Raw genomic sequence first — 12,533 nt, 5'->3', positions numbered from 1 at the left:
GGGAGCGGGCCGGTGCCGTAAACCATTGTCAGAGCTCGAAGCTCTCGCCGAGATAGAGGCGACGGACATTCTCGTCCTTGACGAGATCGCCCGGCGATCCGGCGAACAGCACGCGGCCGTCATAGATGATATAGCCGCGATCGACGATCTCGAGCGTCTCGCGGACATTATGGTCGGTGATCAGCACACCGATCCCGCGCTGCTTCAGCTGGATCACCAGGTCGCGAATGTCGGAGATGGAGATCGGATCGATGCCGGCGAACGGTTCGTCGAGCAGGATGATCGTCGGGTCCGCTGCAAGCGCGCGGGCGATCTCGGCCCGCCGCCGCTCGCCACCAGACAGCGCCATCGCCGGCGCGGTGCGCAGCCGGGTGAGCCCGAACTCGTCGAGCAACGTATCCAGCCGCGCCTGCCGCGCGTCGCGCTGCGGCTCGCTCAGCTCGAGCACCGCGAGGATGTTCTTCTCCACCGTCAGCCCGCGGAAGATCGAGGTTTCCTGTGGAAGATAGCCGAGCCCCAGGATCGCCCGGCGATACATGGGCAGCTTGGTGATATCCTCGTTATCGAGCATGATACGGCCCGAATCCGGCTTCACCAGCCCCATCACCGAATAGAAGCAGGTCGTCTTGCCGGCACCGTTGGGCCCGAGCAGGCCGACCACTTCGCCGCGCGCGACCGAGACCGAGACGTCGGTCAGCACCACGCGCTTGTCGTATGATTTGGCGATCGAGACCACCGCCAGCCCCTTGTCGGGCAGCGGCACCGGATCCGCGACGGGCATTTCAAGCGTGGCGACGTCGTTCATGGCAGTTCCCGCATGGACTGGCTCGGTTACCGCAAGCTTAGCGCGGCGCTATTTGGCAGGATTCCTGCATGAGATTTGCATCGCTGGGAAGGGGTGCTGCGATGCACCGTGGAAAAAGGGCGACTATTGCCGGGGTGCGGGCGGGGCCGCCGGCGTGCTCGTCCCGCGGCTAGGCACCGAGAAGCGGCCTGTGACGCGCCCGCCTTGCTGCTGGACTCCGGGCTGGCCGGGAACCGAGCCGCCGCTCACGCCCGAGCCGTCGATCGTCGCGCGCCCGGTATCCAGGTCGATCGAAAGCCGTCCGCCCGAAACCGTGTTGCTGCCCTGGCGCAGCGTCACTGCGCCGATCATCGTGATCACCCGGCGATTGAGGTCGTAAACCGCATATTGCGAGCGCGCGGTCTGGTCGGGCCGTGCCACGGTAACCCCGCCCGAGGCATCGAGGCGCGAAACCTGGGGCGATCCGTTGGTGATCTGGCCGGTATAGAGGACCGTCATCCGCGCCGCGGTGAGCGTCATCGGACCCTGGGTGATTCGAACATTGCCGTTCAGCAGCACGCGATTCGCGCGGTCCTGCAGCTCGATTCGATCCGACGCGAAGTCGATCGGCGCAGACGAATCGTGCCGCGTCTGCGCGGCAGCGGGCGCCACCACGAGCAGTGCCAGAGGCAGAGCGAGCGAGCGCAGGGCGGATCGGCGGTTCATCATTGTCTATTTGCGCGGCTCGGCACGATCCGCAAGCGCGCATTGCCTTCCAGTGCGACCGTTCGTCCTTCCAGGTCGGCGGTCAGCTTGTTCGCGCTGAACACGCCGGTGGGGGTATTGCCGGTCACTGCGCCCCCGCTTTGCATCGTCCGCGTCTTCAGATCGACCGTCGCGTCATGCGTATTGAGCACATAGCCGTCGGAGGTCTGGAAGCGCAGCGGGCCGTCCACTGCGACGCGTTCGGTGGTCATGTCGTAATGGCCGCGATCGGCCTTGAGCGAGGCGGGTCCGTCATCGAGCCGAATCTCGGCGGCCAGATCGTTGAGCTGGACCACCGGTTCGGCCGAACTGCGCTGTACTGCCGATCCGGCATGGAGATGGAAGGGCCGGCCCTTGCCGTCTTCGCCGCGATACTCGGCCTTGTCTATCCGCAGCCGCTCCTCGGCGATATCGACCTTGTTCTTGTCGAGCACGAAGCTCGCATCGCCGCCCATCAGCAGCGGCGCCACCACCAGGAAGGCGCCGAGCACGCCGATCCCCATCGGCAGCACGATCAGCGCCAGTTGCACCATGCGATCGTGATGGCTGCCCGGATGCGCCCAGCCGCGCCTCTGCGAGCGAAGCCGCGCGGCCACGTCAGACATTGCGCGCCTCGCGGTGCAGTCGAGGATCAGATGTGCGCAAAGACATCCACCTCGGGCCAGCCCGCCAGATCGAGCTCGGCGCGCCAGGGCAGGAAATTGAAACAGGCTTCGGCAAGCGGCATCCGCCCTTCACGCTCGAGACGCTTGTCGAGTTCCGCCTTCATCGCATGCAAATAGCGCACGTCCGATGCGGCATAGTCTTTCTGCGCGTCCGAAAGCTCGGGGCCGCCCCAGTCCGACGACTGCTGCTGCTTGCTGATTTCCTGGCCGAGCAATTCGCGGACCAGCTCCTTCAGCCCATGCCGATCGGTATAGGTGCGCACGAGCCGGGAGGCGATCTTGGTGCAATAGACCGGGGCCGCGGTGACCCCCAGATAGAAGCGGATCGCCGCCAGGTCGAAGCGCGCGAAATGATAGAGTTTCAGCCGCTCGGGATCGCTCAGCAGGGCGCGCAGGTTCGGCGCGTCATAGGCCGATCGCGGGCCGAAGCGCACCAGATGCTCGTCGGGTCCGCCGTCGGAAAGCTGGACGACGCACAGCCGGTCGCGCGGGGTGATCAGCCCCATCGTCTCTGTGTCGACGGCAATCGAGGCGCCGGGGGCGAAAATGCCCTCGGGCAGGTCTTCTTCGTGGAAATATACGGTCATGGCTGCCGCCTAGACCGGTTCGCCTCTCACCTCAATGGCCCGGGGCATCGCCGCGCTTGGCCGCCGCCTTGCGATCCTTCGCCCGGCGCGACCAGATGTTGAGCCCCTCGACCCCGGCGGAGAAGCCCATCGCCGCGTAGATATAGCCCTTGGGCACATGCGCGCCGAAGCCCTCGGCGATCAGCACCATGCCGATCATCAGCAGGAAGCCGAGCGCCAGCATCACCACCGTCGGGTTGCCGTTGATGAAATTGGCGAGCGGATCGGCGGCGAGCAGCATCACCATCACCGCGAAGATCACCGCGACATACATGATCTCGACATGCTCGGTCATGCCGACCGCGGTCAGGATCGAATCGATCGAGAAGACGATGTCGAGCAGCAGGATCTGCACGATCGCCGCGGCGAAGGTCATCTGCACCACCTTGGTCTTGTCGAGCAGCGTGTCGGTATCGTGGCTGTCGGTATCGACGCTGTGGTGGATCTCGGTGGTCGCCTTCCACATCAGGAACAGCCCGCCCGCGATCAGGATCAGGTCGCGCCACGAAAATTCCGTCTCGAACGCCGGTTCGCCATGCGCGCCGAGCGGTCCGACGATCCCCAGGTCGAACACCGGCTGCACCAGTCCGACGATCCAGGCGATCATCGTCAGCAGCCCCAGCCGCATCACCAGCGCGAGCGAAATGCCGATCCGCCGCGCCTTCTGGCGCTGCTCGACAGGCAGCTTGTTCGACAGGATCGAGATGAAGATCAGATTGTCGATGCCCAGCACGACCTCCATCACGATCAGCGTGACGAGCGCGGCCCAGGCGGCCGGGCTGGCGAGCAATTCCATGATAGAGTCCATGCGGCTTTCCTGCCGCGCGATGCGCGCCGGCGCAAGCGGGGACGTACGATGACAGGAAGGTCCGAAATCGCTATATCGGCGCCATGGTCGAGATGCATGTTTCCCTGCCGGAGCGCTTGAAGATCTGGGCCGACGCCAGGGTGGCCGATGGCGGCTATGACAGTATGAGCGATTATGTGCGCGATCTGATGCAGCGCGATCTCGACGATTCGGAAGCGGGACAACGGCTCCAGGCCGCGACCGACCTTGGCCGCGCATCCGGCGTTGGCGATCGCACGATCGAAGATATCATCGCTGCGTCGCGCAGCGGCTGAACCTTTTTGCTTCGCGTCGAGATCAGCGCAGCGGCTGCTTCCGACCTCGCCGAAATCCTCGCATATGGCGTCCAGGCTTTCGGCAGAAACACCGCGGAATCGTACCTGCGATCCAGCGCGTGCAGCATAAGGCGATGGACGTCCGCCGCTGGATCGAGCGCTGGCGTCGCTTGATCAATTCGAGTTTCCGCACAGGGCAGAGCTGACTTGCCCTCTCCCGGGCAGCACCGCAGTTGCGTGCGAATCAAGCCATGCTAGAGCGAGTGACATGTCTATCCGCATCGCCCCCTCGATCCTGTCCGCCGATTTCGCACGTCTGGGCGAGGAAGTGCGCGCGATCGATGCGGCGGGGGCGGACTGGATCCATGTCGATGTGATGGACGGGCATTTCGTCCCCAACCTCACGATCGGGCCCGCGGTGATCAAGGCGCTGCGCCCGCACAGCGCCAAGCCGTTCGACGTCCATCTGATGATCGCGCCGGTCGATTCGATGCTCGCCGCCTTCGCCGATGCCGGGGCGGACACGATCTCGGTGCATCCCGAGGCGGGGCCGCATCTCCATCGCACGCTCCAGACGATCAAGGCGCTGGGCAAGCGCGCCGGAGTCGTCCTCAATCCGGCGACGCCGGTCGACGCGATCGATCATGTCATGGACATGATCGATCTGATCATGGTGATGAGCGTCAATCCCGGTTTCGGCGGACAGAAGTTCATCGAGGGGCAGCTTCCCAAGATCAGCGAATTGCGCCGCCGGATCGACGCGAGCGGCCGCGCGATCGATCTCGAGGTCGATGGCGGTATCGATCGCGAGACCGCGCCGCGGGTGATCGCCGCCGGCGCCGACGCCCTGGTCGCCGGCACCGCCACCTTCCAGGGCGGCCCGTCGCATTATGCGGCGAACATCGCCGCGCTGCGCGGCGGGTGAACGCCACGCCGCCGGATTCCGCCGCCGACGGAATCGAGGCAGGCAAAAGGCTCATCCGCAGCGGCGGCGATCGCGGGCTCAGCCTTGCCGAGCGCATCGCCGAACGGTTCCAGCGGCTGACCTGGGGCACGCCGCTCCACGCGATGCGGCTGAAGGGCCGCCACCCGCTCAAGCTCATCGCGGTCCCCGACGATCCCTTTTTCGGCGACGTCGATCGGGGCAATGCGCTGCTCGACGGCCGCATCGTCCTGCGCGGCGAGGAACGCGCGATCGACACGCTCGATTTCGCCCGGCCCGATTGGTCGCCCGCCTTCGCCGAATATCTCCAGAGCTTCGCCTGGCTGCGCGACCTCTCCAGCGTCACCACCCGCGCGGTCGGCGCGCCGATCGCCGAGGACATCATGCGCCGCTGGCTTGCGGTGCATTGCGAGAAGGTGACCGACACTGCCTGGCGCGCCGATCTGTGGGGCCGGCGCATCCTGTTCTGGACCGCGCATGCGCCGCTGATCCTCTCGGCCGAGAATCTGATCTATCGCTCCAGCGTGCTCCACGCGCTGGCCCGCGGCGCGCGGCATCTCGATCGCAGCGCCGATCGCGTCCAGCCGGGCACCCCGCGGCTGGCGTCGTGGTGCGGGGTGCTGGTCGCCGGTCTCGCTTTGCCCGGCGGCGATCCGCGCCGGGCGTTCGGCGAGAACGGCCTGCGCCGCGCAATCGAGCAATCGGTGTTCGACGATGGCGGCACGGTGGCCCGCTCGCCCGCCGGCCAGCTCGAGGCGATCCAGCTGCTCACCTTGCTGTCCGAAGCCTATATCGCCCGTCGGATCGAGCCGCCCGCCTTCGTCCAGGCGGCGCTCGGCCGGATGGTCACTGCCTTGCTCGGCGTCTGCCACGGCGATCGCGGGCTTTCGAGCTGGCAGGGATCGGGGCCGATCGCGGGCGAGGTCATCGCCCAGGCGATCGCGGCGACCGGCGTGCGTACCCGCCCGCTCAAGCAGGCGCGCGAATGGGGCTATCAGCGCCTCTCTGCCGGACAGACGGTCCTTATCCTCGACGCCGCCCCGCCGCCGCTCGCGCGGCTGGTGGAAGGCGGCTGCGCCTCGACGCTGGCGTTAGAATTGTCCGACGGGGCGCAGCGCCTCATAGTCAATTGCGGCGGTGCCCGCGCGGCCGTCGCGAGCCTCCCCAAGGCGCTGTGCGACGGGCTTCGCACCACCGCCGCGCATTCCACGCTGGTGGTGGCGGAGAGCAATTCGACCGCGATCCACGCCGATGGCACGCTCGGCCGCGGCGTGATCGAAGTCGAGCTCGCCCGGCACGAGACCGACAATGGCAGCCGGGTCGAGGCCAGCCATGACGGCTATGCCCGCCGCTTCGGCTATATCCACCGCCGCGTCGTCGCGCTGTCGCACGATGGGCGTGACCTGCGCGGCGAGGATATGCTGCTCCCCTCGGATCGTCGCCGGAGCAAGAAGGGCGCGACTCCCTTCGTCGTCCGCTTCCATCTCCATCCCGCGGTCGAACCCTCGCCCACCGCCGATGGCCTCGCGGCGATCCTGCGCACGCCGCAGGGAAATCTCTGGCAGTTCCGATGCAAGGGCGGGGTCGTCACGATCGAGGACAGCGTCTGGATCGACCCGAGGGGCCGTGCCCTGCCGAGCCAGCAACTCGTCATCGCCGCCGAATCCCCCGCCGGCGGCGCCAATGTGAGCTGGCTCTTCCACCGCGCGAAATAGCTTCCCCCGCTCGTACCCGATTATCCGCGAAGGGACTTGCCTCTTGCGTCCCGATCCATGACAGGGCTCGCGCATGGACCAGGTCAAGATCTCCCGCGCCCTCCTCTCGGTCTCCGACAAGAGCGGCATCGTCGAACTCGGACAAGCGCTCGCCGCCCAGGGCGTGGAACTGGTCTCCACCGGCGGCACCGCCAAGGCATTGCGCGACGCGGGACTAGAGGTCCGCGACATCTCCGATCTCACCGGTTTTCCGGAGATGATGGACGGCCGCGTCAAGACGCTCCACCCCAAGGTCCATGGCGGGCTGCTCGCGGTGCGCGGCAACGCCGAGCATGTCGCGGCGATGGACGCGCACGATATCGGCGCGATCGACCTGGTCGTGGTCAATCTCTACCCCTTCGCCCAGACCGTCGCGCGCGGCGCCGGGCGCGAAGAAGTGATCGAGAACATCGATATCGGCGGCCCGTCGATGGTGCGCTCGGCCGCCAAGAACCACGAATCGGTCGCGATCCTCACCGATCCGGCCGACTATCCTTTGGTTTTCGGCGGCGAGACCAGCCTCGACCAGCGCCGGAAGTTCGCCGCGAAGGCTTATGCCGCCACGGCCGCGTATGACGCCGCGATCGCCGGCTGGTTCGCGCATGTCGACCAGGGCGAGCGCTTCCCGGCCAGCGTCGTCGTGCCGATGATCAAGCAGTCCGAACTGCGTTACGGCGAAAATCCGCACCAGATCGCAGCGCTCTACACCCAGGCCGCCGGCGGGGTGAACGGCATTGCCCAGGCGCGCCAGGTCCAGGGCAAGGAACTCAGCTACAATAATTATAACGACGCCGATGCAGCGCTCGAACTGGTCAGCGAATTCCGCGACGGCCCGCCCACCGTGGTCATCGTCAAGCATGCCAATCCCTGCGGCGTAGCGACCGGCGCGACCCTGGTCGAGGCCTATGAAGCCGCCTTCGCCTGCGACACGGTCTCGGCATTCGGCGGGATCATCGCGGTCAACCGCCCGCTCGACGGGCCGACCGCCGAGGCGATCTCGGGCATCTTCACCGAAGTCGTCGCCGCCCCCGATGCCGACGATGCGGCGCGTGCCGTCTTCGCGCGCAAGAAGAATCTCCGTTTGCTGCTCACCGGCGACTTGCCCGATCCCGCGCGCCGCGGCCGGACGATGAAGTCGATCGCCGGCGGCTTCCTGATCCAGTCGCGCGACAATGGCGCGCTCGGCGATCTCAAGATCGTCACCAAACGCCAGCCGACCGAGCAGGAGCTGGCCGACTGCCGCTTCGCCTGGACCGTCGCCAAGCACGTAAAGTCCAACGCGATCGTCTATGCCAGGGACGGCGCGATCGCCGGAATCGGCGCGGGCCAGATGAACCGCCTCGAATCGGCGCGCATCGCCGCCTGGAAGGCGAAGGACGCCGCCGAAAAGGCCGGCTGGGACCAGCCCCGTACGATCGGCTCGGCAGTCGCCTCGGACGCCTTCTTTCCCTTTGCCGACGGGCTGCTTGCGGCCGTCGAAGCAGGCGCCACCGCGGTCATCCAGCCGGGCGGATCGATCCGCGACGACGAGGTCATCGCGGCCGCCGACGAAGCGGGCCTCGCGATGGTCTTCACCGGCATCCGCCACTTCCGGCACTGATCGGCTAAAGCTTCTCCTCGGTCGGCAGCGTCGCCTCCACCGCCGGCATCTTCCGGAACAAGGCCCGGTCCTCGGCGTCGAAGCCGAACTTGATGATCACGTAGAAGAAGGTGACCAGGATCGCGGGCATGCCGATGCTCAGTTCGGCCCATTCATATTGCGGCGGCAGCGACATGAACGCCGCGCCGACCAGCCCGGCAATCCCGATCGCCGCGAAGAAGCTGGGCCGCACGCGGAACACCGATGCGCCCAGGATCCGCCGCAGCAAGATGGCCTTGATCGCCGATCCGATCGTCAGCGAGATCGCCAGCGCCACCGCCGGCGCCGCGGCCTGCCATCCCTCGGACCAGCCCTGCGCCCGCGCGATATAGATGAACACGAAGCTCAGCACGATCTGGAGCAACAGGATGCACAGCGAAATCACCAGGTTCCGCATCCGCGCGGTGTAGACGAGCGCGGTCTCGCAGACGGCGCCGGTAGAGGCGAGCACCTCAGCCACCAGCAGGATGCACATCGCCCCCGCGCCGACGACGAATTCGGGGCCGAGCAGCCCCATCACGCCCTCGGCGGGGATGCCGAAGGTCACCAGGCACGCAGCCTGCGCGCCGGTGATCCAGAAGCCGACCTGGCGCACCTGCTTGGCGACTGACGCCTTGTCCCCCGCTGCGAGGCTCTGCGTCACGACCGGCGCCAGGATCGGATCGAAGCTAGATTTTAGCCGCTGCGGCACCGAAGCGACCTGCTGCGCCATGAAATAGATGCCCACCACCGCCGGCGAGAACATCAGCGCCAGGATGAAGCGATCGACGTTGCGCGTGCCCCATTCGATCGCGTCGGCGCCGGCAAGCGGGGCGTTGCGGCGGGCGAGCGCGATCATTTCCGAAGGCCGCGGCCGCCAGCCGCGCGGCAGGCCATATTCCCGCAGGAAGGGCACCACCGACGCGACCAGCGCCGCGACCATCGACAGCACATAGGCCATCATCAGCCCGTCGCGGGTCGAGACGTAGCTGAACCCCCAGGCGGCGATGCTGATGGTCCAGGGCTCGATGATCGCCCGCGCAGTCACCGCCGCGCCGATATTGTGGCGATAGGCGAGCGCGGAGAGTGTCACGTCCGATATCGCCACTGCGAAGACCACCATCGGCAGGAATCGCTCGAGCCCCATCACCGGGCTGTTTGGATACATCGCCTGTGGAAAGGCGATCAGCACCCCGCTGGCGAGCAGCGACGCGACCAGCGCCACCATCACCGCATCCCACACGACATGGGCATGCGGCCGATCGGTCGAGGCCAGCGCCTGCGCCAGCCCGCGCTTGAGTCCCAGCGTCGCCAGCAGGGCGGCAACTTCGATCACCAGCACCGCGATCGCATAGCGCCCGACGATGTCGGGGCCGTACGCGCGCCCGGCGATGAACAGGAAAGGCAGGCGCGCGGCGAGGCGCAGCAGGAAGCCCAATATATTGGTCCGTCCGCCCTTCGCCAGCGTGTTGATGTCCTGCGTGGACGCGGCGTCGCTCAATGCGCGGCGCCCCAGCTCTTGCCCGTTCCGATCTCGACCCCCAGCGGCACGCTCAGCTTGATCGCAGGCTCGGCCGCGTTTGCCATGACATGCTCGATCACGCCCCGCGCCGCTTCGACATCGCCCTCGGGCAGTTCGAACACCAGTTCGTCATGCACCTGCATCAGCATCCGGACCTCGGGCAGCCCGGCGTCGAGCAACGCCGGCCCCATCCGCGCCATCGCGCGCTTGATGATGTCGGCGCTGGTGCCCTGGATCGGCGCGTTGATCGCCGCGCGCTCGGCGCCCTGCCGCTCGTGCTGGACCTTCGATCGGATCCGCGGGAAATGCGTCTTCCGGCCGAAAAGCGTGGTCGTATAGCCCTTCTCGCGCACCTGCTCGATCGTCGCGCCGATATAATTGTTGATGCCGGGGAAGCGCTCGAAATAGCGGTCGATCATCGCCTGCGCCTCGTCGGCGGTCACGTCGAGCCGGCCCGCCAGCCCCCAGCGCGAGATGCCGTAGAGAATCGCGAAGTTGATCGTCTTGGCCCGCCCGCGGGTGTCGCGATTCACCTCGCCGAACAGCTCCATCGCGGTCATGCTGTGGATATCGTCGCCATTTTCGAACGCAGTGCGCAGCGCCGGCACGTCGGCGATATGCGCCGCCAGCCGCAGCTCGATCTGCGAATAATCGGCGGCGAGGATGACGTTGCCCGGTTCCGCCACGAAGGCGTCGCGAATCTGCCGGCCCACTTCGGTGCGGATCGGGATGTTCTGGAGGTTGGGATCGGTCGAGGAAAGCCGCCCGGTCTGCGCCCCGGTCAGCGAGTAAGACGTGTGGACGCGCCCCGTCTCCGGATTGATCTGCGCCTGCAGCGCATCGGTATAGGTCGATTTGAGCTTCGAAAGCTGGCGCCAGTCGAGCACCTTCGCCGCCATCACCCGCCCCGGCGAATCCTTGTCCGCAGCGATCCGCTCGAGCTCGTTGACGTCGGTCGAATAGACGCCCGATTTTCCCTTGCGCCCGCCCTTGATGCCCATCCCCTCGAACAGCACGTCGCCCAATTGCTTGGGGCTGCCGATCGTGAACTTGAAGCCGGCGATGCCGTGGATTTCCTCCTCCAGCCTGGCCATCTGCAGCGAGAATTCGTCCGACAGCCGCGCGAGCGTCGCCGCGTCGACCTTGACGCCCTGCTGCTCCATCCCGGCGATCACCGAGACCAGCGCGCGATCGACCATCTCATAGACGCGGGTCGCGCCCTCATAGGCCAGCCGCGGCTTGAAGCGCTGCCACAACCGCAACGTCACATCGGCATCCTCGGCGGCGTAGCGCGTCGCGGTCTTGAGGTCGATTTCGCGGAAGCTGAGCTGCTTCTTGCCCGTCCCCACCACGTCCTTATACGCGATGCAGCTGTGCGAGAGATGCGTCGCCGCCAGCTCGTCCATGCCGTGCCCGTGCAGCCCGGCGTCCAGATCGAAGCTCATCACGATCGTGTCGTCATAGGGTGCGACCTGGATGCCGCGCCGCGCGAAGACGATCATGTCATATTTCAGATTATGGCCGATCTTGAGCACGGCCGGATCCTCGAGCAGGCCCTTCAGCCGCGCAAGGGCGGCGTCATGGTCGAGCTGTTCGGGCCGCTCGGCAAACATGTCGCTGCCGCCATGGGCGAGCGGAATGTAGCAGGCCTTGTTGGGCGCCAGCGCCATCGATACGCCGCACAGCCCGGCGCGCATCGCGTCCAGCTCGCTGGTCTCGGTATCGATCGCCACCCAGCCCTGATGCTTCGCCTCGGCGATCCAGCGGTCGAGCGCCTCGTCGGTGACGACCGTCTCATAGGCGTCGTGATCGCAGGGCGGGTCCTCGGGGAGGCCGGGCGTCTCGTGCGTCTCGACCGGCGCATCCGCCACCGCCGACAGCCGCGCCAGCAGCGTCCGAAAGCCATGATGCTCCAGGAACGCCCGCAGCGGCGCATCCGGAATCCCCTGCAGCTCCAGCGAATCGAGCGGATCGGGCAACGGCACGTCGCACGCCAGCGCCACCAATTTGCGCGACAGCCGCGCCATCTCGGCATGTTCGATCAGATTGTCGCGCAGCTTGCTCGGCTTCATCGAAGGCGCCGCAGCGAGCACAGCTTCGATGTCGCCATGCTCCTGGATCAGCTTGGCGGCGGTCTTCGGGCCCACGCCCGGAACGCCCGGGACATTGTCGACGCTGTCGCCCATCAGCCCCAGCACTTCGCCCAACTGGCCGGGCGGCACGCCGAACTTCTCGATCACCGCCTCTGCGCCCAACCGCCGGTTGTTCATGGTGTCATACATGTCGAGCCCGGGCTCGATCAGCTGCATCAGATCCTTGTCCGAGCTCACGATCGTCACTTCCCAGCCCTGGCGCAGCGCCTCCTTGGCATAGCTCGCGATCAGGTCGTCCGCCTCCCAGCCCTGCTCCTCGATGCACGGCAGCGAAAAGGCGCGGGTGGCGTCGCGGATCATCGGGAATTGCGGCTTGAGATCCTCGGGCGCGGGCGGCCTTTGCGCCTTGTATTTATCGTACAGCTCGTTGCGGAAGGTATGCTCGCTCTTGTCGAGGATCACCGCCATGTGCGTCGGGCCATCGGCCTTGTGCAGCTCGTCGACGAGCTTCCACAGCATCGTCGTATAGCCATAGACCGCGCCCACCGGCTCGCCATGCTTGTTGGTGAGCGGCGGCAGCCGATGATAGGCGCGGAAGATATAGCCGGAGCCGTCGACGAGATAGAGATGGGGCATCGCGG

The 12,533-nt window shown here is 66.7% G+C and carries 11 protein-coding genes; 4 read left to right on the top strand and 7 right to left on the bottom strand.

Translation table 11 applies throughout. From position 1 onward, the window contains the following. Positions 1-28: 28 nt before the first annotated feature. The 5 genes from lptB to OKW87_RS13680 form a co-directional block, all read right to left on the bottom strand. On the bottom strand, positions 29-805 hold the full coding sequence (gene lptB / locus OKW87_RS13700; RefSeq protein WP_265540311.1) for an LPS export ABC transporter ATP-binding protein: 777 nt from the start codon (positions 803-805) through the stop codon (positions 29-31). Positions 806-928: 123 nt separating this feature from the next. Then, positions 929-1,510 carry an LptA/OstA family protein gene (locus OKW87_RS13695; RefSeq protein ID WP_265540310.1) on the bottom strand — a complete coding sequence of 194 codons (582 nt, stop codon included), beginning with the start codon at positions 1,508-1,510 and terminating at the stop codon, positions 929-931. Beyond that, on the bottom strand, positions 1,510-2,154 hold the full coding sequence (gene lptC, locus OKW87_RS13690; RefSeq protein WP_265540309.1) for an LPS export ABC transporter periplasmic protein LptC: 645 nt from the start codon (positions 2,152-2,154) through the stop codon (positions 1,510-1,512). Before lptC ends, OKW87_RS13695 begins: the two co-directional genes overlap by 1 nt. A gap of 26 nt (positions 2,155-2,180) precedes the next feature. Further along, positions 2,181-2,801, bottom strand: coding sequence for a ribonuclease D (locus OKW87_RS13685; RefSeq protein ID WP_265540308.1), 621 nt, complete (start codon positions 2,799-2,801; stop codon positions 2,181-2,183). A 31-nt stretch (positions 2,802-2,832) separates the two neighbouring features. Beyond that, positions 2,833-3,648 carry a TerC family protein gene (locus OKW87_RS13680; protein ID WP_265540307.1) on the bottom strand — a complete coding sequence of 272 codons (816 nt, stop codon included), beginning with the start codon at positions 3,646-3,648 and terminating at the stop codon, positions 2,833-2,835. 116 nt (positions 3,649-3,764) lie between these two features. On the opposite strand from OKW87_RS13680, the gene OKW87_RS13675 reads away from it, so the two are divergent. From OKW87_RS13675 to purH, 4 genes are all read left to right on the top strand, one after another. Continuing rightward, complete coding sequence (locus OKW87_RS13675) at positions 3,765-3,962, top strand: ribbon-helix-helix domain-containing protein (protein WP_265540306.1); 198 nt, start codon at positions 3,765-3,767, stop codon at positions 3,960-3,962. A gap of 268 nt (positions 3,963-4,230) precedes the next feature. Beyond that, complete coding sequence (gene rpe / locus OKW87_RS13670; RefSeq protein ID WP_265540305.1) at positions 4,231-4,887, top strand: ribulose-phosphate 3-epimerase; 657 nt, start codon at positions 4,231-4,233, stop codon at positions 4,885-4,887. Further along, positions 4,884-6,620 (top strand): heparinase II/III family protein, encoded by a 1,737-nt coding sequence (locus tag OKW87_RS13665; protein WP_265540304.1) that lies wholly within the window; start codon positions 4,884-4,886, stop codon positions 6,618-6,620. The genes rpe and OKW87_RS13665 overlap by 4 nt, the downstream gene beginning before the upstream one ends. A 73-nt stretch (positions 6,621-6,693) precedes the next feature. Continuing rightward, a complete protein-coding gene (gene purH / locus OKW87_RS13660) occupies positions 6,694-8,259 on the top strand; it encodes a bifunctional phosphoribosylaminoimidazolecarboxamide formyltransferase/IMP cyclohydrolase (RefSeq protein WP_265540303.1) in 1,566 nt (521 codons plus the stop codon). 4 nt (positions 8,260-8,263) lie between these two features. On the opposite strand, the gene OKW87_RS13655 is transcribed toward purH, so the two are convergent. Together OKW87_RS13655 and polA are read right to left on the bottom strand one after the other, a co-directional pair. Continuing rightward, complete coding sequence (locus OKW87_RS13655) at positions 8,264-9,778, bottom strand: lipopolysaccharide biosynthesis protein (protein WP_265540302.1); 1,515 nt, start codon at positions 9,776-9,778, stop codon at positions 8,264-8,266. Continuing rightward, entirely contained in the window at positions 9,775-12,528 is a 2,754-nt protein-coding gene (gene polA, locus OKW87_RS13650) for a DNA polymerase I (protein ID WP_265540301.1), read from the bottom strand. Before polA ends, OKW87_RS13655 begins: the two co-directional genes overlap by 4 nt. Positions 12,529-12,533 lie beyond the last annotated feature (5 nt).

Source organism: Sphingomonas sp. M1-B02, assembly GCF_026167525.1.
In the GTDB taxonomy this organism is placed as follows: domain Bacteria; phylum Pseudomonadota; class Alphaproteobacteria; order Sphingomonadales; family Sphingomonadaceae; genus Sphingomonas.
This window is presented reverse-complemented; position numbering and strand designations above follow the sequence as displayed.